This is a genomic window from Rathayibacter sp. VKM Ac-2927 (assembly GCF_022815525.1).
Taxonomy (GTDB): domain Bacteria; phylum Actinomycetota; class Actinomycetes; order Actinomycetales; family Microbacteriaceae; genus Rathayibacter; species Rathayibacter festucae.
Genome location: NZ_JALGRT010000001.1, coordinates 205751 through 229202, shown reverse-complemented (window position 1 = coordinate 229202; position 23452 = coordinate 205751). Strand labels below are relative to the sequence as shown.

The window sequence follows — 23452 nt, the reverse complement described above, 5'->3', positions numbered from 1 at the left end:
GGTTACCGCGTTCCCCAGTTGTAGAACTGCTTGTGGAGTTTCAGATAGACGAAGGTCTCGGTGGAGAGCACCCCCGGGAGCGACCGGATCTCCTGGTTGAGCAGGGCGATCAGGTCGTCGTCGTTCTCGCAGACGACCTCGGCGAGGATGTCGAAGGTGCCGGCCGTCAGCACCACGTAGTCCACGGCGGGGATCGCCGCGAGGCTGTCCGCGACCACCCTGGTGTCCCCGGTGACGCGGACCCCGATCATCGCCTGCCGGTAGAAGCCGAGCTGCATCGGGTCGGTCACGGCGACGATCTGCATCACGCCCGACTCGGTCAGCTTCTGCACCCGCTGGCGGACGGCCGCCTCGCTGAGCCCCACCGCCTTGCCGATCTCGGCGTAGGAGCGCCGGCCGTCGGCCTGCAGCTGCTCGATGATCGCCTTGGACACGTCGTCGAGCTGGAGCGGGCGCGGCGCAGGAGGGCGGGAGGGGCTCATGCGATGATCCTGGCAGCCTCGTCGGGGCCCGGCAAGTGAATCCGCATCGGCGAGGCGTCCCGGATGACGGAATCCACTGTCGCGGAAGCGCTCTCGCCCACGCGGAGGACGGTCGGTCCGGTCCTCCGCGGGGGCGCTGCGGAGCGCCGCCGAGCGGGCGTCTCCCGTGCTCGCACAGCCGCTAGCATCGGAGGGATCGGCCCGCATGCGCGGAGCCGGCGGAGGCGAGGAGACGCGATGACGCAGATCGGCCGCAGCCGAGCGTCGGTGACCGTCCCCGTCTCGGCCTGGTCCTCGGACACGCCCTCCGCGGAGGTCACCCTCGGCTGGGCGGCGCGCACCGAGGTTGGCCTGGTGCGCAGCGCCAACGAGGACAGCTACCTCGCGAAGACACCGCTCTTCGCCGTCGCCGACGGGATGGGCGGTCATGCGGCCGGAGAGGTGGCGAGCGACGCCGTCGTGTCCCGGCTCTCCCTCGCCGCGACCGGCAGCACCGTGGGAGCGGAGGAGATCGACCGCGCACTCCGTGAGGCCGTGGACGACATCGCCCGCCAGTCGCGCACCGCCGACGGCGGAACCGGGACCACCGTCACCGGAGCGGCACTGACCGCCGTGGGCGGCGAGCCCTACTGGTCCGTCTTCAACATCGGCGACTCGCGCGTCTACCTCTGCGTCCAGGGCGCCCTGGTCCAGCTGACGGTCGACCACTCGATCGTCCAGGAGCTCGTCGATGCCGGCCTGATCACCCGGGACGAGGCCGACGTGCACCCCCACAGCAACGTGATCACCAGGGCGGTCGGCTTCCACGAGCCGCCCGTCCCCGACTACCGCCTGGTTCCCGTCATCGCCCCGTCGCGGCTGCTGATCTGCTCGGACGGCCTGACCAAGGAGCTCACGGACGCGGGCCTCGAGCACGTGCTCTCCACCGCGGAGACGGCCCAGGACGCCGCCGACGGACTGGTCGAGGCGGCGCTCGGCAACGGCGGACGCGACAACGTGACGGTGATCGTCGTCGACGTGCTCGCCGTCACCGGCGAGAGCGACTGATCGAGGACCCGGGAGGCCCGCCGGAGCCCCGGGTAGCATGGGTCGAGGAGGGGTGGTCTCGGTGATCTGCAGCACGTGTGGCTCCACCCTCGATCCCGGGGCGATCCTCTGCGGAGAGTGCGGCACCTCGGTGGCCTCGCACGCGACTCCCGGCGCCTCCCGCCCCGCGTCGACCGGCGACACCACCGTCCTCGACCCCTCGCGCCGTGCCTGGCTCCCCGGTCTCGCACCGGGCCGGCACCGGCGGCCCGCTCCCGGGGCGCCCATGGCGCCGCCGAGTCAGGGGCTCGTGAAGCTGATCTTCGCCTCCGGGCAGCACGCCATCGTCACCGGCAGCGGTCTCATCGGCCGTCAGCCGCTGCCGGATGCGGGCGAGACCTTCCGGCACATCCTCGCGGTCCCCGATCCGACGCGCTCGCTGTCGAAGACGCACCTCGAGTTCGGCTTCGACGAGGGCGGCCTGTGGGTCAGCGATCGCTGGTCGGCCAACGGCACCGTGCTGGTCGCGCCGACGCAGGCCCCGCTCCCGCTCGAGGCGGGCCGCCGCTACCGCGCGAAGATCGGCAGCAGGCTCCTGCTGTCCGCGGTGGAGATGGCGGTGGAACGGGTAGACGGCTCCTCCACAGCCTCGAACCGTCCACCGATCACCCGCTGACCCACCGCGCGCGGCCGGCGTCCGCTTCGCTGGTCGGATGACGATCCAGCACCCCCGGGCACGGCTCCTGCCGCCCACTCCGCCGAGCACGCCGCCGCGGCCGCCGTTCCCGTGGATCGCGGCGCTGACTCCGGTGGTGTCGTCCCTCGTGCTGTACGCGCTGACCTCGTCGCCGTACACGATGGCCCTCGCCGCTCTCGGGCCCGTGGTCGCGCTCGCCTCCTTCCTCGACGCGGGCCGACTCCGCCGCCGCACCGCGCGGCGGGAGGCGGAGCGCTACTCCCGGGAGCTCGCGGAGCACACCGTCGCGACGGCCAAGGCGCGGGCGGAGGAGCTCGCCGCCCTCCGCCGCGCGTCGCCGCTCCCGCTCGAGGTCCTCGAGCAGCGCGTCCCGGCGGACGCCCGCTGGCGCCGGCCGGCGGAGGGACTCGAGGTCGTGCTCGGTCGGGCGAGGGGAACAGGGGAGGGCGCGTGGGAGGACGGGGAGGTGCTGCTGACAGCGATGTCCTCGGGGATCGGCGTCGTCGGCCCCGCCGTCCTCACCCGCGCGCTGGTGCGGGGGCTCCTGGTGCAGATCGCGGAGCTCGTCGCGCCGGAAGCCCTCCGCATCGAACTGCCGGCCGGAACCGGCTGGCGCTGCCTCCGCGCTCTCCCGCACACGCGGTCGGTCGGCGCGCCGCTCACCCTCGCCGTCCTGGAGGAGGACGCGGCGACCGAGGCGGACGCCGTCCTCGCCCTCGCCGGCACGGCGGCCGAGCTGCCGAAGCGGTGCCGCTGCATCGTGCAGCTCGGCGGAGCCGGCGTCGCGAGCGTCGTCGGCCGGAGAGGGCCCGGCACCACGGAGCCGCTGGTCGTCGACTTCGTGGCTGCGGAGCAGGCGCGCGGCTACGCCGAGTCGCTCGCCGCCGCCCGCGGCGCAGGACCGGCGGAGCTCCCGGGGATCGTGCTGCTCTCCGACCTCGGTGGCCGGGACGGACCCGAGGACGGCACCGGCCTCCCGGTGCTGCTGGGGCGGACGCCGAGCGGCCCGATCGAGATCGATCTGGTCCGCGACGGACCGCACGCCGTCGTCGGCGGGACGACGGGGAGCGGCAAGAGCGAGCTCCTGATCGCCTGGGTCGTGGGGCTGGCGATCCGGCACCCGCCGACCGCCGTGACGTTCCTGCTCGCGGACTTCAAGGGCGGCGCGGGATTCAGCGCGCTCCGGCCCCTCCCGCACGTGACCGGGGTGATCACCGATCTCGACGCCGAGGGGGCTCTCCGCGCCTTCACCAGCATCGCCGCCGAGCTGCGCCGTCGCGAGGTGGTCCTCGCCGAGCGCGGCGTCCCGGACATCGCCCGGCTGGCACCCGGTGTGCTCGCGCGGCTGGTCGTCGTCGTCGACGAGTGCGCGGTCGTGCTGGAGCGCGCACCGGAGCTGCACCGCACCTTCGCCGACATCGCCGCGCGCGGGCGCTCGCTCGGCGTCCACCTCGTGCTCTGCACCCAGCGGCCGGTCGGCGTCGTCCGCGACGCGGTCGCGGCGAACTGCGGTCTCCGGATCGCGCTCCGGGTGCACGACGCCGCCGACTCGCGAGCGCTGATCGGCTCGGACGCCGCCGCGCGGATCCCGCACCGCTCGGCGGGTCGGTGCGTGGTGTCGATCGGCGGACGCGGCCAGCTGATCCAGGCGGCCCTCGCGCAGGAGGACGACATCGCCAGGGCGAGTCGGAGCGGCGCCGGGTCGGCCCCGGCGCACCGGCCCTGGCTCGACCCGCTCCCCGACCGGATCCTCCTGCCGGAGCACCGGCGGACGGGCCGGATCGCGCTCGGCGTCGTCGACCGCCCGGCCGAGCAGCGCCAGGACGTCGTCCACCTCGATCACCGCTCCCTCCTCGTCCTCGGAGCAGCGGGCTCCGGTCGCAGCGGCGCGCTCCGCACGGTCGCCGCGCAGCTCGGCGGCGCTCGCACGGTCGGCCCGCTCGACGCCGAGGGGGCCTGGGACGCGATCGTCGCCGAGGAGGGGCCGTCCGGTCCGCTCCTGCTCGACGACCTGGATCTGCTGCTGCGACGCTGCACCGAGGACGAGCGCCGGCGACTCCTCGACGCCCTGCAGACGGCGCTCCGCTCCGGCGGGGAGCCGATCGTCGCCACCGCCCGCCGGGCGACCGACGGTCTCGCCGGTCTCCGGGACTCCTTCGACGACGTCCTGCTGCTGCGCGCCGCACACCGGCAGGAGCACCAGCTGCTCGCGCTGCACGGCGAGCCGTACCGCGGCGACCTGCCCCCGGGCGGCGGCTGGTGGCGCGGGGAGCGGATCCAGGTCTTCGCGCCGCCGCCGTCGCCGTCGGGCAGGCGTCCGGCGGCCGTGCCGGTCGTGCCGACGGGTGAGGAGCCCACCGCCGTCCTGACGAACCGCGCGGGGGCGTTGCGGGCGAGGCTCACCGCGGCCGGTGTCCCCGCGCTCCCGGTCCCGGTGGTGGCGGACGGGCTGCCTCCGGCCGGGGCGGCGATCCTCGGGTCGGTCGCGGAGTGGTCCGTGGCGAGGGCGCTCCTCGCCCGCCTCCGCGCAGGTGCGCCCGTCGTGCTCGACCTCCCCCCGGCCGAGGCGCGGGTCGTGCTGGGCCCGCTCCCGCCGGCACCTCTCTGCGCGGGCGACAGGGTGCTGCTCCTGGTGGACGACCGTCTTCGTCGTGCGCGCTGGCCGGACGCCCCGGTGTCCTGACCATCGGCTCCGAACAGGAGGAATCCGTGGTCGGAGAGCCCTCGGAGCGCGGATTTCGTGACAATCATGTTTCCAGATCACCGATCTCCTCCGTCCGTCATCGACAGACGTCCGAGCACTGTGCCAGTATTTCCCCACGTTCACGCCGGTGGGCCCGAGCACCGACGCAGTCAGGAGCCGCAGCCATGACCCGTCCTCTCCCGAGGGACCCCGTCCTCCGCGAGGCCATCGCCGTCGCACGATCCCGCGAGCGGGAGCGGCGCGCGATGCTCTCGCGGCGCGCGGTCCTCGGCGGCCTCGGGCTCGGCGTCGGCGCGCTGGCGCTCGCCGGCTGCGCCCCGGTCTCGCGGGCCGCCCCCACCGCCGCGGTCGACGAGTCCGCCTCCGATCCGAGACTGGTCTGGGACAACTGGCCGGCCTACCTCGACGAGGACGACGACGGCGGCTACCCGACGCTGACGGCGTTCGAGGAGCAGTCCGGCATCTCCGTCACCTACAACGTCGCGGTCGACGACAACAACTCCTACTACGGCAAGGTCAAGGACCAGCTCGCGCTCGGCCAGTACATCGGCGCCGACACCGTCTGCCTGACCGAGTGGATGGTCTCTCGGCTGGCCCGGCGCGGCTACATCCAGGAGCTCGACCACGCGAACATCCCGAACATCGCGAACCTCACCCCCTCGCTCGCGAACCCGGACTTCGATCCGGGCCGCCACCGCTCCCTCCCGTTCCAGGCCGGCTTCGCCGGGATCTGCTGGAACAAGGAGAAGCTGCCGAACGGACTCGCGAGCGTCGAGGACCTCTGGGACCCGGCACTGCGCGGCCGGGTGGGCGTGCTCAGCGAGATGCGCGACACCATCGGGCTGATCATGCTCGCCCAGGGCACCGACATCGCCGGCTCCTGGGGGGACGACGAGTTCATGAACGCGATCGACGTCTTCCGGAAGCAGGTCGACGAGGGCCAGATCCGCAACATCAAGGGCAACGCGTACCTGAACGACCTGCAGAACGAGGACACCCTCGCGGCGATCTGCTGGTCGGGCGACATCACGCTGATCAACACCGAGGCCGGCGACAAGTGGGAGTTCGCGCTCCCCGACTCCGGCGGCACCCTGTGGAACGACACCTTCGTCGTGCCGATGGGCTCCCAGCGCAAGGCCAACGCGGAAGCGCTGATGAACTACTACTACGAGCCGGAGGTCGCCGCCGAGGTGGCCGCCTGGGTCAACTACATCACCCCCGTCGACGGAGCGAAGGACGCCATGGAGAGCATCGACCCGGAGCTGGCCGAGAACCAGCTGATCTTCCCCGACGAGGACACGCTCGCGCAGTCCCACATCTTCCGGACGCTCACCGCGGACGAGGAGAAGGACTACCAGGCCGAGTTCCAGAAAGTGCTGCTGGGCATCTGATGGCGATGGGAACCTTCGCCGAGCGCGGCGCCGACCTCGAGCTGGTCGGGATCAGCAAGCAGTACCCGGGCTTCACCGCCATCGACTCGCTGGATCTCACGATCCCCGCGGGCTCGTTCTTCGCCCTGCTCGGACCCTCGGGCTGCGGGAAGACGACCACCCTGCGGCTCGTCGCGGGCCTCGAGGAGCCCAGCGCCGGCCGGATCCTCATCGGCGGGAAGGACGTGACGGCCACCAAGACGTTCCAGCGCCCCGTCAACACGGTCTTCCAGTCGTACGCGCTGTTCCCGCACATGTCGATCCTCGAGAACGTCGCCTTCGGTCTCAAGCGCCGGCGGATCGACGACCCGGTGGGCAAGGCGCACGAGGCGCTCCGGCTGGTCGAGCTCGACCACCTCGCCCAGCGCCGCCCGGCTCAGCTCTCGGGCGGGCAGCAGCAGCGGGTGGCCCTCGCCCGGGCCATCGTCAACCGCCCCGCGCTCCTGCTCCTCGACGAGCCGCTCGGCGCGCTCGACCTCAAGCTCCGCCGCCAGATGCAGCTCGAGCTGAAGTCGATCCAGGAGGAGGTCGGCCTCACCTTCCTGCACGTCACGCACGACCAGGAGGAGGCCATGACCATGGCCGACACCGTCGCCGTGATGAACAAGGGCCGGATCGAGCAGATGGGCGCCCCCGAGGCGCTCTACGAGCTCCCGCGCACCGTCTTCGTCGCGAACTTCCTCGGCCAGTCGAACCTCTTCACCGGCGAGGTCGTCGGCTCGACCGCCACCGCGCTGACGATCGCGGCCGGTGACGCCCGGATCGTCGTGCCCACCGCCCGTGCCGCTCGCGAGTCCGGGGAGATGACCATCGGCGTCCGCCCCGAGAAGCTCCAGCTGCTCACGGAGGCGCCGGCCGACTCGCCGGACCGCAACGTGCTGGGCCCGGGGCGCGTCGTCGACGTCTCCTTCAGCGGCGTCAGCACGCAGTACACGATCGAGATCCCGACGCTCGGCTCGATCGTCGTCTTCGCCCAGAACATGGTCTTCGGGCCGGTCGTCGGCGAGGGCGCGCAGGTCTGGGTCAGCTGGAGCATCGAGCACGGCTTCGGTCTGGCCGACGAGCCGGGCACCGTGCCCCGCTTCGCCGCCGACGACTCCACCCGCTCGATCGCCCTGCAGAAGCGCGGGCTGCTCGCCGGACGCTCCGGAGGGGCGTAGGCATGGCCTTCGCCGCGTTCGCGACCGGCTCTGCCGACACGCTCGATCCGCCGGTCCGCCGGCGGTCGACGATCGCCCTGGTGCTCCTGCTGCCGGGCATCGTCTACATGCTGCTCTTCTTCCTGACGCCGCTGATCTCGCTCGTGCTGACCTCGTTCCAGGTCGAGGTGCCGGACGGGGACATCGGCGAGTACGCGCCGGGCTTCGCCTGGCAGAACTACCTCGTCGTGATGGCCGACTACTGGCCGCACGCGATCCGCTCCTTCGGCTACGCGCTGATCGCCACGGTGCTCGCGCTCGTCATCAGCTACCCGCTCGCCTACTTCATCGGGGTGAAGGCGCGGCCGTGGCCGCTGCTGCAGAACCTGCTGCTGACGCTGGTGATCGCCCCGTTCTTCATCAGCTTCCTGCTCCGCACCCTGGCCTGGAAGCAGATCCTCGCCGACGAGAGCCCGCTCGTGCAGGCGCTCAAGACCGTCGCGATCCTGCCCTCCGACGGCCACCTCACGGGGACTCCGATCGCCGTCGTCTTCGGCATCACCTACAACTTCATCCCCTTCATGACCCTGCCGCTGTACACGACGCTCGAGCGGCTGGACACCCGGCTGCTCGAGGCCGGCTCCGACCTCTACGCGCACCCCGCCTCGGTGTTCTGGAAGGTCACGGTGCCGCTCTCGATGCCCGGCATCGTCTCGGGCACGCTGCTCACCTTCATCCCGGCCGCGGGCGACTACATCAATGCGAGCCGGGACTTCCTCGGCTCGTCGCAGACCTCGATGGTGGGCAACGCGATCGAGGCGAACTTCCTCACCCTCGAGAACTATCCGGCCGCGGCCGCGCTCTCGATCGTGCTGATGGCCGTGATCCTGGTCATCGTCGGCTTCTACGTGAAGCGCAGTGGAACGGAGGACCTCCTGTGACCGCCACCGCCGACCGCCCCGTCGCGAGCGCCCAGGAGGCGCTGGGGGCACCCGCTCCCGCGCCGGTGCGAGGCCCGCGCCGCTTCAAGGGCCTCGGGCTCGGGATCTACACCGCCCTCGCGCTGATCTTCCTGCTGATCCCGATCGGCTACACCTTCGTCTACTCATTCAACGACTCGGGCAAGAGCAACCTCGCCTGGCGGGGCTTCACCTTCGACAAGTGGGTCTCGGCCTGGACGAGCGAGGAGGTGATGACGGCGTTCGGCAACAGCCTGCTGGTCGGCGTCGTCGCGACGGTGCTGGCCACCGCACTCGGGACGATGATCGCCATCGCACTCGTGCGGTTCCGCTTCCGGTTCCGCTCGGCGATCAGCCTGCTGCTGTTCCTGCCGATGGCCACCCCAGAGGTGGTTCTCGGCGCCGGACTCGCCGCCCAGTTCCTCGCGCTCGGCACCGAGAAGGGCCTCGTCACGATCATCCTGGCGCACACGATGTTCTGCATCAGCTTCGTCGTGGTGACGGTGAAGGCGCGCGTCGCGAGCCTCGACCCGCGACTCGAGGAGGCGGGGCGCGACCTCTACGCCTCACCGGCCCAGGTCTTCTGGCGGATCACCTTCCCGCTGCTGCTGCCCGGCATCCTGGCGGCGGCTCTGCTCTCGTTCGCGCTGAGCTTCGACGACTTCATCATCACGAACTTCAACTCCGGGTCCGTCACCACGTTCCCGAAGTACATCTACATCGCGGCGGCCCGCGGCATCCCCGCCGAGGCGAATGTGATCGCGTCGGCGGTGTTCGTGCTGGCGATCCTCATCGTCGTCGTCACGCAGGTGTCGGCGGCGGCCCGGGCGAAGCGGCTGGCGCGCACGCAGTAGCGGCGCGACCGGCCGCTCCGGCGGCGCCCCGGCGCCTCAGACGTAGGAGGCGCGGACCGCGCCGACCGGCTTGCCGCCGCCGGTGACCACCGGGTTGAGCCGCACCAGCACCTCGTTCGCCGCCGTGCGGTCCACGGTGCCCGCCTCCACCAGCAGCTTGAGCGCGACCACCGTGGCGGCGCGCAGGCTGCCGTCGAGGATCTTCAGCGCGACCGTCGTTCCGTCGGGCGAGGCCATCACGAGCACTCCCTCCGCGCCGAGCTTCGCGACCAGGCCGAGCCGCTCGATCACGACGGTGTTGTCGCGACCCGGCCCGTCCAGCGCCCATGCGTTCTCGAGGATCGCCTCGGTGAGCACGCCCGCCTGCCGGTAGAGCCCGAACGGCGAGGCGGGGGAGGAGGAGACGATCCGCGAGATCCCCTTCGCCAGCGCGGTCAGCGGCAGTGCGTGCACCGGTGCGCCGCAGCCGTCGACGGCCGAGCCGGCGATCCGCTCGCCGGTCAGGCGCTCGATCGTGTCCACGATGTGCTGCTGCAGCGGGTGCGAGCGCTCGAGGTAGTCGTCGGTGCTCCAGCCGTTCTGCACGCAGGCGAGCAGCATCGCCGCGTGCTTGCCGGAGCAGTTCATGTAGAGCGGGTCCGCGCTCGCGCCGGCGCGCAGCAGCTTGGTGCGCGAGGCCGAGTCGCTCGGCCAGTCGGCCGGGCACTGCAGGGCGGTGTGGTCGAGGCCCGCGCGGAAGAGCAGGTTCTGCACCAGGGCGACGTGCTGCGGGATGCCGGCGTGGCTCGCGGTCGCGATCACCGCCTCCGCCCCGCTCAGCTCGACGCCGGCGGTCATCACGGCGAGGGCCTGGAAGGGCTTCAGGCAGGAGCGGGGGAGGACCGGCGCCGTCGGGGTGCCCAGGGTGCGGGCCACGCGGCCGTCGGAGTCGAGGAGCACGGCCGATCCGGCGTGGCGCGACTCGACGAAGCCGGAGCGCTCGACCACCGCCAGTTCGACGGACTCGGCGAGGGTGAAGGTACCTGCGGACATCCCCCCATCTTGCCCGACGGCCCGGCGCCTCCTGAGCGGAGGGGCCGGGCCGTCGTCGGTGGGGGCGGGGCTCAGAGGGTCGCGAACGCCTCGCCGAGGACGGCGACGGCCTCGTCCAGCAGCTCGTCCGTGAGGGCGAGGCTGGGGAGGAAGCGCACCACGTTGCCGTAGGTGCCGGCGCTGAGCACGAGCACGCCGTGCTTCGCGGCGTAGTCGATGATCGCGCCGACCGCCGCGGTGTTCGGCCGCTTGGTCGTCTGCGCGGTCCCCGGCTCGACGAGCTCGATCGCCATCATCGCGCCGATGCCGCGCACGTCGCCGATGATGTCGTAGCGCTCCTGCAGGGCGTGCAGCGCGGCACCGAGGCGGGCGCCGATCCGGTCGGCCTCGGCGAGGAGGCCGTCCTGCTCGATCCGCTCGAAGACGGCGACCGCCGCGGCCGCTGCGACGGGGTTGCCGCCGAAGGTGCCGCCGAGGCCGCCGGCCTGCGCGGAGTCCATGATCTCGGCGCGGCCGGTGACGCCGGCGAGCGGCAGGCCGCCCGCGATGCCCTTGGCCGAGAGCACCAGATCCGGGACGAGGCCGAAGTGCTCGCTGGCGAACCAGGCGCCGGTGCGGGCCATGCCCGACTGGATCTCGTCGGCGACGAAGACGATGCCGTTCGCGGTGCACCACTCCTGCAGCGCGGGCAGGAAGCCCTGCGCCGGGACCATGAAGCCGCCCTCGCCCTGGACGGGCTCGACGACGAGGCAGGCCAGCGCGGACGCGCCGACCGTCTTCTCGAGGTAGGAGATCGTCTGCTCGGCCGCCTCGGCGCCCGAGAGGCCGTCGTGGTACGGGTACGAGCTCGGCGCGCGGTGGACGTCGCTCGCGAACGGGCCGAAGCCGAGTCCGTAGGGGAGCGCCTTGAAGTTCATCGCCATCGTCAGGTTCGTGCGGCCGTGGTAGGCGTGGTCGAGCACCGCGACTCCGGGGCGGCCGGTGTGCTTGCGGGCGATCTTGACCGCGTTCTCGACGGCCTCGGCGCCGGAGTTGACCAGCACGGTCTTCTTCGCATGGTCGCCTGGGGTGTGCTCGCCGAGCAGCTCCGCGACGCGGATGTACGGCTCGTAGGGCGTGACGGTGAAGAGCGTGTGGGTGAGGCGGCCGAGCTGCGCGGTGGCGGCGGCGACGACCGCGTCGTCGGTGTGGCCGATCGTCGTCACGCCGATGCCGGCGCCCAGGTCGATGAACTGGTTGCCGTCGACATCGACGAGGATCGCGCCGTGCGCGCGGTCGATGTAGACGGGGAGCGCGGTGCCCACTCCGGTGGGGACGACGGCGAGGCGGCGCTCGTGCAGGGCCCTCGATCGCGGCCCCGGGATCTCGGTCGCGACGCGACGCTCCTGGGGGACGGCCGACGTGGGAACCTGGGGGGCGAGCGTGTCTGTCATGGTCCCCCGAGTGTACCCGCGGGCCTCGGAGGAGCAGGGGTCCAGACCGTCGAGACCGGCCTGAACCACGGCCGAGAAGGAGGATTCCGATGCAAGCGGAGCACGATTACTCCGTATCCGTCGTCTGGGAGGGCAATCGCGGCACCGGCACCAGCGGCTACCGGGACTACGGGCGCCAGAACGTCCTCGTCGCCGAGGGCCCACCGCCGATCCTCGGCTCGGCCGACAAGCCCTTCCGCGGCGACCCGGACCGCTGGAACCCCGAGCAGCTGCTGCTCGCCTCCCTCGCGCAGTGCCACCTGCTCTCGTTCCTGCACGTCGCGGTGAAGAACGGCGTCGTCGTGACCGAGTACGTCGACGACGCCGCCGGGCGGATGGTGCAGGAGGGCGAGGGCGGGCGCTTCGTCTCGGTGACCCTCCGGCCGCGGGTCCGCGTCGCGCACGAGTCGATGGTCGAGCTCGCGCAGTCGCTGCACGGCGAGGCCTCCCGGCTGTGCTTCATCGCGAACTCGGTGAACTTCCCCGTGGGGCACGAGCCGCAGACCTCGGCGGCCGACGCGCACTGATCCGGGCGCGCTCGGGCAGCCGCGACCGGAGCGGTCAGCGCCGCTCGTGCGGCAGCGCCCGCCGGATCCTCTCGACCGTGGTGACCGGCGGCGACTCGTTGTAGACGCCCGCGGCCTCCTGGCCCGAGAGCGCGTGGATCGCGGTCATCACCTCGTCGGTCGCGTGCCGGCGCGCGCGTCCCGAGTCGGCCGAGCCGTGCCGGGAGAGGTCGAGCGGATCGCCGAAGCGCACCGTGATCCGGTGCAGACGGGGGATCCTCGAGCCGACGGGCTGCAGCTCCTGCGTGCCGACCAGCCCGACCGGCACGACCGGTGCGCCGGTGGTGAGGGCGAGCCACGCCACTCCGGTGCGGCCGCGGTAGAGGCGGCCGTCGCGCGAGCGCGTGCCCTCGGGGTAGACGGCGAACGCCTCGTCGCGCTCGAGGATCGCGCGGCCGAGGTCGAGGGCCTCCTGCGCGGCCTGGCCGGCGCCGCGCTCGACGGGCACCGCTCCGACCGCCGTGAAGAACGAGCGCGACGCGGCGCCGCGTGCGCCGGTGCCGGTGAAGTAGTCGGCCTTCGCGAGGAACTGCACCGGCCGCGGCGCCAGCAGGGTCAGGACGGGGGAGTCGATGAACGACAGGTGGTTGCTGGCGAGGATGACCCGGCCGGTGCGCGGGACGTTGTCGCGGCCCTCGACGATCGGGCGGTAGATCATCCGGCCGAGGCGGCTCATCGTGAAGCGGGCCACGCGCGCGGAGACGCCGATCCCCGGGGGTGTCGGCGGTGCGGGAGCGTCGTCGGTCGGCATTCGCCCGACGCTACCGGCGGGTGCATGCCGCTCGGGTCATGCTCCGCCGACCGCTCCGCCGAGGCCCTTCTCGCGGGCCGGGGCGGACGACCGCGGGCCGCCCCTCGTGACGAGGAGCGGCCCGCAGGTCGACGCAGAGGGAGTGACTCAGCCGAAGGTGGCGAGCGCCTCCTCGATGACACCGGCCGCGTCGTCGATCAGCTCCTCGCTGATGACCACGCTCGGCATGATGCGCAGGACGCTGTCCCAGCTGCCGGCGTCCAGGGCGATGACGCCGTTCGTCGTGACGTGCTTGAGGACGGCGGAGAGCGCCTCCGGGTTCTGCTTCTTCGTGCCGGGGTGCACGAGCTCGACGCCGAACATCGCGCCCTTGCCGCGGACCTCGCCGACGACGGCGAAGCGCTCGGCCCAGTCGCCGATGCGGGCCTGCAGGGCGCGCTCGACGCGCTGCGCCTCGGCGATGAGCCCCTCGGACTCGATCGCCTCGAAGGTGGCGAGCGCGGCCGCGGTCGAGACGGGGTTGCCGCCGAAGGTGCCGCCGATGCCGCCGGGCTGCACGGCGTCCATGATCTCCGCGCGGCCGGTGACCGCGGCGAGCGGGAAGCCGCCGGCGATGCCCTTGGCGGAGGTGATGAGGTCCGGGACGACGCCGAAGTGCTCGATCGAGTACCAGGCGCCGGTCCGGGCGATGCCGGCCTGGATCTCGTCGGCGACGAAGACGATGCCGTTCTCGGTGCAGAACTCCGACAGCCGCTCGAAGTAGCCGGCCGCCGGGATGATGATGCCGCCGTCGCCCTGGATCGGCTCGACGAACAGCGCCGCCAGCTCCTCGGCGCCGATGTGGGTGCGGATGTAGTCGATCGAGCGCTCGGCCGCCTCCTCGCCCGTCATGCCCTCGGGGTCGCGGAAGGGGTAGCTCATCGGGAGGCTGTAGATCTCACCGGGGAACGGGCCCATGCCGGCGCGCTCGGGCCAGGGGCGGTAGGTCATCGCCATCGTGAGGTTGGTGCGGCCGTGGAAGGCGTGGTCGAGCGAGGCGATCGCGCGGCGGCCGGTGTGCTTGCGCGCGATCTTGACCGCGTTCTCGACCGCCTCGGCGCCGGAGTTGACGAGGATCGAGTGCTTCTCGAAGTCGCCGGGGGTGATCTCGGCGAGCTTCTCGGCGACCCGCACGTAGTTCTCGTACGGGGTCACGGTGAAGAGGGTGTGGGTCAGCTTCTCCGCCTGCGCGGCGGCGGCGGCCGCGACCGCGGGGTGCGCGTGGCCGATGGTGGTGACGCCGATGCCGCAGCCGAGGTCGATCAGGCGGTTGCCGTCGACGTCGACCAGGACGGCGCCCGAGGCGTGATCCATGTAGATGTTGGCGAGGGTTCCGGCGCCGCGGGAGACGCTGGCGACGCGGCGCTCCTGCAGCGCGATCGAGCGGGGGCCGGGGAGCTCGGTGACGAGCGCGCGGGACTGGGGGACCGAGAATTCACGCATTCCTCCATGCTAGGCGCGGCTCCCGGGGAGGGGGCCGGGGACGCTCCGGGGCGGCGCGACCGGGTGAGCGCCGTGGAGGGATCGTTCAGCCGGGGCAGAGGCGCAGCCCGCAGGATGGACCGATCCCCCCGACGTCGTCCCGCTCCCTGTTGGGCAGGAAAGGTGCACCCGTGCGCAGAACCCTCGCGATCCTCGCCGTCCTCGGCGCCTCCCTCGGCCTCGCGGCCTGCACGCCGGGCACCCCCGGCACCCCCGAGGCGACCCCGAGTGCGAGCCCGACTCCGCTCTCCTGCATCTCCTCCGGAGACGCGTCCGAGGCGGTGGACGCGGCGGGCGACTTCGGGACCAAGCCGGTCACCGTCTTCCCCACCCCGATGAGCGTCGACGCGACCGAGGGCACCACCGTCATCGACGGCACCGGCGAGACGGTCGCCGAGGGCGACACCGTCCTCGTCGACTACACCCTGTACAACGGCACGAGCGGAGCGGAGTTCTCGGCGAGCAGCTACGCCTCCGGGGGCCGCGCGGCCTTCGAGGTCGACACCGAGCAGTACCTGGCCGGCCTGGTGAAGGCGGTCAACTGCGCCACCGTGGGATCGCGCGTCGTCGCGGTCGTCCCGCCCGCCGACGCGTTCGGCGACGCCGGCAGCACCGACCTCGGGATCGCCGCGGACGACTCCATCGTGATGGTCATCGACGTCGAGGGCATCGTCCCCTCGGCCGCGACCGGCGAGCCGCAGGCCCCGGTCGACGGGCTGCCGACGGTGGCGCTCGCCGAGGACGGCGCCCCGACGGTGACGATCCCCGCGACCGACCCGCCGGCCGAGCTGCAGCTCGAGGTGCTCAAGAAGGGCGACGGGCAGACCGTGGCCGACGGCGACTCGCTGATCGTCCAGTACCAGGGCGTGGTCTGGGGCACCGGCGAGGTCTTCGACCAGAGCTGGGGCAAGGGCACGCCCGCGTCCTTCGGCACGGGCGACGTGATCGAGGGCTTCAAGGAGGCGGTGGTCGGCCAGACCGTCGGCTCGCAGGTGCTCGTGGTCATCCCGCCGGACAAGGGCTACGGCGAGGCGGGCAACGCGAACGCGGGCATCAGCGGCACGGACACCCTCGTCTTCGTGGTGGACATCCTCGCGGTGAGCTGACCCGGTGGGGCTCCGCACCCGGGAGGGCCGAGGGCCGCCGTGCCAGGATGGGCGGATGCGCAGGGTCATCATCCTCGGCTCGACCGGGTCCATCGGCACGCAGGCCCTCGACGTCATCGGCGCGAACCGCGACCGCTTCGAGGTGGTCGGCCTGGGCGCCGGATCCAACCGAGAGGTCGTCGCCCGGCAGGCACGCGACTTCGGCGTCGAGCACACCGCCTTCGGCGCCGCGGAGGCCGAACAGCTGATCCGCTCGGTCGACGCGGACGTCGTCCTGAACGGCATCACCGGCTCGGTCGGCCTCGGCCCGACGCTCGCGGCGCTCGAGGAGGGCCGCACCCTCGCCCTCGCGAACAAGGAGTCGCTGATCGTCGGCGGCGAGCTGGTCACCTCGCTCGCCGCTCCCGGCCAGATCGTGCCCGTCGACTCCGAGCACTCGGCGATCGCGCAGGCGCTGCTCGCTGGGGAGCACCGCGAGGTCCGCCGGCTGGTGCTCACCGCGTCGGGCGGTCCCTTCCGGGGGCGCGACCGCGCCTCCCTCCGCGACGTCACCCCGGCGGAGGCGCTCGCGCACCCGACCTGGGACATGGGCCTGGTCGTCACGACCAACTCCTCGACGCTCGTCAACAAGGGCCTCGAGGTCATCGAGGCGCACCTGCTTTTCGACGTGCCCTACGACCGGATCGACGTCACCGTGCACCCGCAGTCGATCGTCCACTCGATGGTCGAGTTCGTCGACGGCTCCACGATCGCCCAGGCCTCGCCGCCCGACATGCGACTGCCGATCTCGCTCGGCCTCGACTGGCCGCACCGCGTCGCCGGCGTCGGCGTCCCGCTGGACTGGACCCGCGCGCAGTCCTGGACGTTCGAGCCGCTCGACGAGGAGGCGTTCCCCTCCGTCCGGCTCGCGAAGAAGGTCGGAGTCGCGGGGGCGTCGTACCCGGCCGTCTTCAACGCCGCGAACGAGCAGGCCGTGCAGGCGTTCCACGCCGGTCGGATCGGCTACCTGGACATCCTCGCGACGGTCGAGGCCGTCGTCGACGCGCACACCGTGGACGGCGAGCTGACCCGCGAGTCGCTGGCCGAGGCCGAGGCCTGGGCGCGCCGCACGGCGGACGCGCGGATCGCCGCCGCCTGAGCGCGACGGGCTGATCGCGCCCTCATCGCGATCCTCCAGCGCCTCTCCAGCCGAGGGGTCACCCCGCGGCCTACAGTGACCGAGTGGAATCCGTGCTGCTCTTCGTCCTCGGCGTCGTCATCATCGCCGTGGGCGTCGCCCTGTCGATCGCGCTGCACGAGGTCGGACACCTCGTTCCGGCGAAGCTCTTCGGGGTCAAGGTCACGCAGTACATGATCGGCTTCGGCCGGACGGTCTTCTCCGTCCGCCGCGGCGAGACGGAGTACGGCGTCAAGGCGCTGCCCCTCGGCGGCTACATCGCGATGATCGGGATGTACCCGCCCAAGCACCCGGGCGACCGCGTCGGCGAGTCGAGCACGGGCTTCTTCAACGGGCTGAATGGCAACGAGTCGGCGCCCGACCCCGAGCCCCGCCGCGGCGGCTACGCGACCATGATCGACGAGGCCCGCGCCGCCAGCGCCGAGACCATCGGCGAGGGCGAGGACCACCGCGCCTTCTACCGGCTCGCGGTCTGGAAGCGCGTGATCGTGATGTTCGGCGGCCCGTTCATGAACCTCGTGATCGCCACCGTCCTCTTCGCGGTGCTGCTCTGCGGCATCGGCGTCGCCCAGAACACGTCGACCATCTCCACCGTCTCGCAGTGCGTGGTCCCGGCGAGCGACACCACCACCGAGAGCTGCTCCGCCGACGACCCGCTCGCGCCCGGCGCCGCGGCCGGCATCCTGCCCGGCGACACGATCACCGCGATCGACGGCACGCCCGTCTCCTCCTGGAACGACCTCACCCCGATCATCCGCGCGTCCGCCGGCGTGCCGCTCAGCGTCGCCGTCGAGCGCGACGGGCAGCCCCTCACCCTGACCATCACCCCGGCCGAGAACGAGGTGGCCGTCACCGACGCCGCGGGCAACGCGGTGCTCGACTCCTCCGGCGCGGTCGAGACGCAGACCGTCGGCTTCATCGGCATCTCGCCGACCCAGGCCCTCGTGCAGCAGCCGATCACCGCGGTCCCCGGCACCGTCGGCGAGAACATCAGGAGCGTCGCGGGGGTCATCCTCAACCTGCCGCAGCGCCTCATCGACGTCGCGCAGGCCGCCTTCGGCACCGAGGCCCGTGACGCCAACGGACCGATCAGCGTCGTCGGCGTCGGCCGCATCGCCGGCGAGATCGCCGCCTCCGACCAGCTGCCCGTCGTCTCCAAAGTGCAGACGATGGTCGGCGTCCTCGCCTCCCTCAACGTCGCGCTCTTCGTCTTCAACCTCGTCCCCCTCCTCCCCATGGACGGCGGCCACATCGCCGGCGCCCTCTGGGAGGGCCTGCGCCGCCGCATCGCCAAGCTCTTCGGCCGCCGCGACCCCGGCCCCGTCGACATCGCCAAGCTCCTCCCGCTGACCTACGCGGTCGTCCTGCTCCTCGGCGGCATGAGCGCGCTGCTGATCTACGCGGACATCGTCAAGCCGATCACGCTGTTCTGAGCTGTCTTGCGAGCCGGTCCCTGCCCGGCTCGCCGCAGTCGGCTTTGCGACGGGTGGTGTTGAGAGGAGCGGGTTGCGGTCGGCTAGCGCGAATCGCTGGCACGCGATTCGCGCATTCGCCTTGGAGGTGGCGCCGGTCCCTGCCCGGCTCGCCGCAGTCGGCTTTGCGACGGGTGGCGTGGGGAGGAGCGTGTTGCGGACGGCTATCGCGAATCGCTGGCACGCGATTCGCGCGTTCGCCTTCCACGTGGCGCAGACTCCGGCCCGGCCGGCTGAGCTCGGTTCGATGTGCAGGAGATGTGCCGGAGGCTGCTCGCGGGGACGGGGGTGCGCACGCTATCTGCCGGGGATCTCCTGCAGATCGGACGGCGGCGGTTCCGGAATCCGGTCGAGGAAGGCGTGGCGCGGACGGCGGAGATCGGCGGGACCTGGGAACCGGGGGAGCGGCGGCGTCCGGCCGCGCGGCGCGCGTACGATGGGGCTCGTGCCTGCTGTGAATCTGGGTTTGCCCAAGGTCCCCGTGACCCTCGCCCCCCGCCGGAAGACCCGTCAGATCAAGGTCGGGAAGGTGCTGGTCGGCGGCGACGCCCCGGTCAGCGTGCAGTCGATGTGCACCACTCCGACCACGAACATCAACGCGACGCTCCAGCAGATCGCCGAGCTGACCGCCTCCGGCTGCGACATCGTGCGCGTCGCCGTGCCGAGCCGCGACGACGCGGAGGCGCTGCCGATCATCGCGAAGAAGAGCCAGATCCCGGTCATCGCGGACATCCACTTCCAGCCGAACTACGTCTACGCCGCGATCGACGCGGGCTGCGCGGCCGTCCGGGTGAACCCGGGCAACATCCGCAAGTTCGACGACCAGGTCGGCAAGATCGCCGCCGCCGCGAAGGCCGCGGGCGTCTCCATCCGCATCGGCGTCAACGCGGGCTCGCTCGAGCCCAGCCTGCTGCAGAAGTACGGCAAGGCCACCCCCGAGGCGCTCGTCGAGAGCGCCGTCTGGGAGGCGAGCCTCTTCGAGGAGCACGACTTCCACGACTTCAAGATCTCGGTCAAGCACAACGACCCGGTGATCATGGTCCAGGCCTACCGCCAGCTCGCCGAGCGCGGCGACTGGCCGCTGCACCTCGGCGTCACTGAGGCCGGCCCCGAGTTCCAGGGCACGATCAAGTCGGCGACGGCGTTCGGCATCCTGCTCGGCGAGGGCATCGGCGACACCATCCGCGTCTCGCTCTCCGCTCCGCCCGCGCAGGAGGTCAAGGTCGGCCTGCAGATCCTGCAGTCGCTCAACCTCCGCGAGCGCAAGCTCGAGATCGTCTCCTGCCCGAGCTGCGGCCGCGCGCAGGTCGACGTCTACACGCTCGCCAACGACGTGACCGCCGGCCTCGAGGGCATGAGCGTCCCGCTCCGCGTGGCCGTCATGGGCTGCGTCGTCAACGGACCGGGCGAGGCCCGCGAGGCCGACCTCGGCGTCGCCTCCGGCAACGGCAAGGGCCAGATCTTCGTCAAGGGCGAGGTCATCAAGACCGTCCCCGAGTCCGAGATCGTCAAGACGCTCATCGAGGAGGCCAACCGCCTGGCCGCCGAGATGCCCGCCGACGACACCTCGACCGGCTCCCCGGTGGTCGTCGTCTCGAAGTGACCGCGGGCGGCGGACCGGCACGCGCCCGGTCCGCCGCCATCCCGGACCGCGCGGGACAGCCCGCCGCGGACTCCGGATAGGATCGTCCCTCGTGGTTACCCGTCTCTCGCACCTGTTCGTCCGCACCCTCCGAGAGGATCCGGCCGACGCCGAGGTCGCGAGCCACCGCCTCCTGGTCCGGGCCGGCTACATCCGCCGTCAGGCCCCCGGCGTCTTCGCCTGGCTGCCCCTCGGTCTGAAGGTGAAGCGCCGCATCGAGGCGATCATCCACGCCGAGATGGCGGCCGCCGGTGCGCAGGAGGTCCACTTCCCCGGGCTGCTGCCCCGCGAGCCCTACGAGCTCTCCGGCCGCTGGACCGAGTACGGCGACGGCGTCTTCCGCCTGAAGGACCGCAAGGACGCGGACTACATGCTGGCGCCGACCCACGAGGAGTTCTTCACCCTCCTGGTCAAGGACCTCTACTCGTCCTACAAGGACCTGCCGCTCTCGCTCTACCAGATCCAGGACAAGTACCGCGACGAGGCGCGCCCCCGCGCCGGCCTCCTGCGCGGCCGCGAGTTCACCATGAAGGACGCCTACTCCTTCGACTACACCGACGCCGGTCTCGACGCGAGCTACCAGGTGCAGCGCGACGCGTACGAGCGGATCTTCGCGCGCCTCGGCCTCGAGTACGTGATCGTGCAGGCGGACGCCGGCGCGATGGGCGGCTCGCGCAGCGAGGAGTTCCTGCACCCGACCCCGGTCGGCGAGGACACCTTCGTGCGCTCGGCCGGCGGCTACGCGGCCAACGTCGAGGCGTACCGGACGCCCGTGCCCGAGGCGCTGCCCGTGGACGGACTCGCCGAGGCGCGCGTCTTCGACTCGCCCGGCACCCCGACCATCCAGTCGCTCGTCGACCTCGCCAACGCCCAGGAGCCGCGCGCCGACGGCCGCGCCTGGACCGCCGGCGACACGCTCAAGAACGTCGTCCTCGCGCTGACCGCGCTCGACGGGACCCGCGAGCTCGTCGTCGTCGGGCTGCCCGGCGACCGGGACGTCGACCTCAAGCGCGCCGAGGTCGCCTTCGCCCCCGCCGAGGTCGAGGCCGCGACCGAGGAGGACTTCGCGAAGCACCCCGCGCTGGTCAAGGGCTACATCGGCCCGTGGTCGGCCGAGGGCGCCGTCCTGGGGGAGGAGTCCGCGAGCGGCATCCGCTTCCTGCTCGACCCCCGCGTCGTCGAGGGCACCTCCTGGATCACCGGGGCGAACATCGCCGGGAAGCACGTGCTCGACCTCGTCTCCGGCCGCGACTTCTCCGGCGACGGCGGCGTCGAGGTGGCCGACGTCCGCAGCGGCGACCCCGCTCCCGACGGCTCCGGCCCGATCGAGACCGCCCGCGGCATGGAGATCGGCCACGTCTTCCAGCTCGGCCGCAAGTACGCGGATGTCCTCGGCCTCAAGGTCCTCGACGAGAACGGCAAGCTCGTCACGGTCACCATGGGCTCCTACGGCATCGGCGTGACCCGGATCCTCGCGATCATCGCCGAGAGCAACCACGACGACCGCGGGCTGATCTGGCCCGAGAACGTCGCGCCGTTCGACGTGCACGTGATCGCGACCGGCAAGGACCCGGCGGCGCTCGCGCTCGCGGAGTCCGTCGGCGCCTCGCTCGAGGCCGCGGGCCGCGACGTGCTGATCGACGACCGGCCCAAGGTCTCGCCGGGCGTCAAGTTCGGCGACGCCGAGCTGATCGGCGTGCCGCTGATCGTCATCGCCGGCCGCAGCGCCGCCGACGGCATCGTCGAGCTCTGGGATCGGCGCACCGGCGAGCGCGAGCAGCTGCCCGCCGCCGAGGCGCTCACCCGCCTCGGAGCCTGAGCGGCTCCGGTCCCTCCGTCCCGTCCGCCCTCAGCGCGGTCGGTTATGCTCAATGGTCCCGACGCGCGGGCCCGGCTCCTGCCGTGGCACCGCCGGCGTCGGACCGGTTTTCGACGTGGTCGCGCTGCGCCGCCACGCCCCAAGTGAATAGAGAGAAAGGCCCGCCCATGGACATCGACCTGAGCGTTCTTCGCCTGCTGGAGCGCGAGCGCGAGATCCCCTTCGAGGAACTCGTGCAGATCATCGAGCAGGCGATCCTCACCGCCTACCTCAAGCACATCGGCCAGGCGGACGACGCCGACAAGGCCACCGCCGTGGACGCCCGCGTGCACCTCGACCGCAAGACCGGGCACGTCAGCGTGTTCGTGCCCGAGATCGACGAGGAGGGCGCCGTCGTCGGCGAGTCCGAGGACTCGCCGCGCGACTTCGGCCGCATCGCGGCCTTCGCCGCCAAGCAGGTCATCAACCAGCGGCTGCGCGACATCGGCGACGAGAAGGTCCTCGGCGAGTTCAAGGGCCGTGAGGGCGACATCGTCGCCGGCGTCATCCAGCAGGGCCCCAACCCGAAGATGATCCACGTCGACCTCGGCTCGATCGAGGCGATCCTCTCGCCCGAGGAGCAGGTGCCCGGCGAGGACTACAGCCACGGCCGCCGCATCCGCGTCTACGTGACGAGCGTCAGCCGCGGCCCCAAGGGCCCGTCGGTCCAGGTCTCGCGGACGCACCCGTCGCTCGTCCGCAAGCTCTTCGCCCTCGAGGTCCCGGAGATCGCGTCCGGCGTCGTCGAGATCGTCTCGCTCGCCCGCGAGGCCGGCCACCGCACCAAGATCGCCGTGCGGGCGACCGAGCCGGGCGTCAACGCCAAGGGCGCGTGCATCGGCGAGCTCGGCCAGCGCGTGCGCGCGGTGACCGCGGAGCTCAACAACGAGAAGATCGACATCGTCGACTACTCCTCCGACCTGCCGACCTTCGTCGCCAGCGCGCTCTCGCCCGCCAAGGTGACCAGCGCCTTCGTGATCGACCAGAGCCTCAAGGCCGTCCGCGCCCTCGTGCCGGACTACCAGCTCTCGCTCGCGATCGGCAAGGAGGGCCAGAACGCCCGACTCGCCGCCAAGCTCACCGGCGCCAAGATCGACATCCAGCCCGATTCGGTGATGGACGGGGAGTGATCCCCGCTGTCGGCGGTGCGGGGAGGCGCTCCCGGGAACGAGGGAGTACAGTGGAACCCGTCAGAACGTGCGTCGGCTGCCGTCTGCGCGCCCCAAGGGCCTCACTTCTGAGGCTCGTCCTCCCCTCGAACGTCCTCGTGGTAGATCCGCGGGGTGTCCGTGCTGGGCGGGGAGCGTGGCTGCACGACGCGTACGACTGCTACGAGCTCGCGGTGAAGCGCCGCGCGTTCAGCAGGGCGTTCCGGACGCGCGAGAGCGTGGACGCGAGCGCCGTGGAGCAGTACGTCACCCGTGACCTGACCGGCTCGGCTCCTCACCCTGAGGAACCGGCCAGGCGAACGATCACACCGCAGAGAGAACAGGCAGAACGGCCCGTGAACTGATCATGAGCAACGACTGATGAGCGGCTCGAAATGAGATCCGTCCGTTTGTGA

20 protein-coding genes are annotated in these 23452 nt (G+C 72.1%); 15 read left to right on the top strand and 5 right to left on the bottom strand.

Annotated features, from left to right (window positions below):
- Positions 1-2: 2 nt before the first annotated feature.
- Complete coding sequence (locus MT353_RS01095; RefSeq protein WP_123445514.1) at positions 3-482, bottom strand: Lrp/AsnC family transcriptional regulator; 480 nt, start codon at positions 480-482, stop codon at positions 3-5.
- Between the two features lie 237 nt (positions 483-719).
- Here MT353_RS01095 and MT353_RS01090 point away from each other — a divergent pair, with 237 nt between their 5' ends.
- The 7 genes from MT353_RS01090 (at position 720) to MT353_RS01060 (ending at position 9291) form a co-directional block, all read left to right on the top strand.
- Positions 720-1529 (top strand): PP2C family serine/threonine-protein phosphatase, encoded by an 810-nt coding sequence (locus MT353_RS01090; protein ID WP_123735369.1) that lies wholly within the window; start codon positions 720-722, stop codon positions 1527-1529.
- Positions 1530-1590: 61 nt separating this feature from the next.
- On the top strand, positions 1591-2184 hold the full coding sequence (locus tag MT353_RS01085; RefSeq protein ID WP_243586517.1) for a hypothetical protein: 594 nt from the start codon (positions 1591-1593) through the stop codon (positions 2182-2184).
- A gap of 37 nt (positions 2185-2221) precedes the next feature.
- Positions 2222-4888 carry an FtsK/SpoIIIE domain-containing protein gene (locus MT353_RS01080; protein ID WP_243623404.1) on the top strand — a complete coding sequence of 889 codons (2667 nt, stop codon included), beginning with the start codon at positions 2222-2224 and terminating at the stop codon, positions 4886-4888.
- 185 nt (positions 4889-5073) lie between these two features.
- Entirely contained in the window at positions 5074-6300 is a 1227-nt protein-coding gene (locus tag MT353_RS01075; protein ID WP_123445518.1) for a PotD/PotF family extracellular solute-binding protein, read from the top strand.
- On the top strand, positions 6300-7499 hold the full coding sequence (locus MT353_RS01070) for an ABC transporter ATP-binding protein (RefSeq protein WP_123735372.1): 1200 nt from the start codon (positions 6300-6302) through the stop codon (positions 7497-7499). The genes MT353_RS01075 and MT353_RS01070 overlap by 1 nt, the downstream gene beginning before the upstream one ends.
- Before the next feature lie 2 nt (positions 7500-7501).
- Positions 7502-8419, top strand: coding sequence for an ABC transporter permease (locus tag MT353_RS01065; protein ID WP_123732044.1), 918 nt, complete (start codon positions 7502-7504; stop codon positions 8417-8419).
- A gap of 104 nt (positions 8420-8523) precedes the next feature.
- Positions 8524-9291 (top strand): ABC transporter permease, encoded by a 768-nt coding sequence (locus MT353_RS01060; RefSeq protein WP_243582724.1) that lies wholly within the window; start codon positions 8524-8526, stop codon positions 9289-9291.
- A 36-nt stretch (positions 9292-9327) separates the two neighbouring features.
- Here MT353_RS01060 and MT353_RS01055 read toward each other — a convergent pair whose 3' ends face one another.
- Together MT353_RS01055 and gabT are read right to left on the bottom strand one after the other, a co-directional pair.
- Positions 9328-10323 carry an asparaginase gene (locus MT353_RS01055; protein WP_123702932.1) on the bottom strand — a complete coding sequence of 332 codons (996 nt, stop codon included), beginning with the start codon at positions 10321-10323 and terminating at the stop codon, positions 9328-9330.
- A 71-nt stretch (positions 10324-10394) separates the two neighbouring features.
- Positions 10395-11756, bottom strand: a complete 1362-nt coding sequence (gene gabT / locus MT353_RS01050; RefSeq protein ID WP_159423146.1) for a 4-aminobutyrate--2-oxoglutarate transaminase — start codon at positions 11754-11756, stop codon at positions 10395-10397.
- An 89-nt stretch (positions 11757-11845) separates the two neighbouring features.
- Between gabT and MT353_RS01045 the strand changes: the two genes are divergently transcribed.
- A complete protein-coding gene (locus tag MT353_RS01045) occupies positions 11846-12322 on the top strand; it encodes an OsmC family protein (protein ID WP_243623403.1) in 477 nt (158 codons plus the stop codon).
- A gap of 34 nt (positions 12323-12356) precedes the next feature.
- Here the strand turns inward: MT353_RS01045 and MT353_RS01040 are convergent, their stop codons facing one another.
- Positions 12357-13112 carry a 1-acyl-sn-glycerol-3-phosphate acyltransferase gene (locus tag MT353_RS01040; RefSeq protein ID WP_123445524.1) on the bottom strand — a complete coding sequence of 252 codons (756 nt, stop codon included), beginning with the start codon at positions 13110-13112 and terminating at the stop codon, positions 12357-12359.
- A 147-nt stretch (positions 13113-13259) separates the two neighbouring features.
- Positions 13260-14594, bottom strand: coding sequence for an aminotransferase class III-fold pyridoxal phosphate-dependent enzyme (locus tag MT353_RS01035; protein WP_123445525.1), 1335 nt, complete (start codon positions 14592-14594; stop codon positions 13260-13262).
- A gap of 170 nt (positions 14595-14764) precedes the next feature.
- Between MT353_RS01035 and MT353_RS01030 the strand changes: the two genes are divergently transcribed.
- The 7 genes from MT353_RS01030 (at position 14765) to MT353_RS01000 (ending at position 23401) form a co-directional block, all read left to right on the top strand.
- A complete protein-coding gene (locus tag MT353_RS01030; protein ID WP_123445526.1) occupies positions 14765-15739 on the top strand; it encodes an FKBP-type peptidyl-prolyl cis-trans isomerase in 975 nt (324 codons plus the stop codon).
- 55 nt (positions 15740-15794) lie between these two features.
- On the top strand, positions 15795-16877 hold the full coding sequence (locus MT353_RS01025) for a 1-deoxy-D-xylulose-5-phosphate reductoisomerase (RefSeq protein WP_243623402.1): 1083 nt from the start codon (positions 15795-15797) through the stop codon (positions 16875-16877).
- Between the two features lie 83 nt (positions 16878-16960).
- A complete protein-coding gene (locus tag MT353_RS01020; protein WP_165909009.1) occupies positions 16961-18349 on the top strand; it encodes an RIP metalloprotease in 1389 nt (462 codons plus the stop codon).
- 484 nt (positions 18350-18833) lie between these two features.
- On the top strand, positions 18834-19991 hold the full coding sequence (gene ispG / locus MT353_RS01015) for a flavodoxin-dependent (E)-4-hydroxy-3-methylbut-2-enyl-diphosphate synthase (protein ID WP_123445529.1): 1158 nt from the start codon (positions 18834-18836) through the stop codon (positions 19989-19991).
- Between the two features lie 91 nt (positions 19992-20082).
- On the top strand, positions 20083-21849 hold the full coding sequence (locus tag MT353_RS01010; RefSeq protein WP_243623400.1) for a proline--tRNA ligase: 1767 nt from the start codon (positions 20083-20085) through the stop codon (positions 21847-21849).
- A 167-nt stretch (positions 21850-22016) separates the two neighbouring features.
- Positions 22017-23018 carry a transcription termination factor NusA gene (gene nusA, locus MT353_RS01005; RefSeq protein ID WP_123445531.1) on the top strand — a complete coding sequence of 334 codons (1002 nt, stop codon included), beginning with the start codon at positions 22017-22019 and terminating at the stop codon, positions 23016-23018.
- A complete protein-coding gene (locus MT353_RS01000; protein ID WP_308197497.1) occupies positions 23015-23401 on the top strand; it encodes a YlxR family protein in 387 nt (128 codons plus the stop codon). Before nusA ends, MT353_RS01000 begins: the two co-directional genes overlap by 4 nt.
- Positions 23402-23452: the final 51 nt, after the last annotated feature.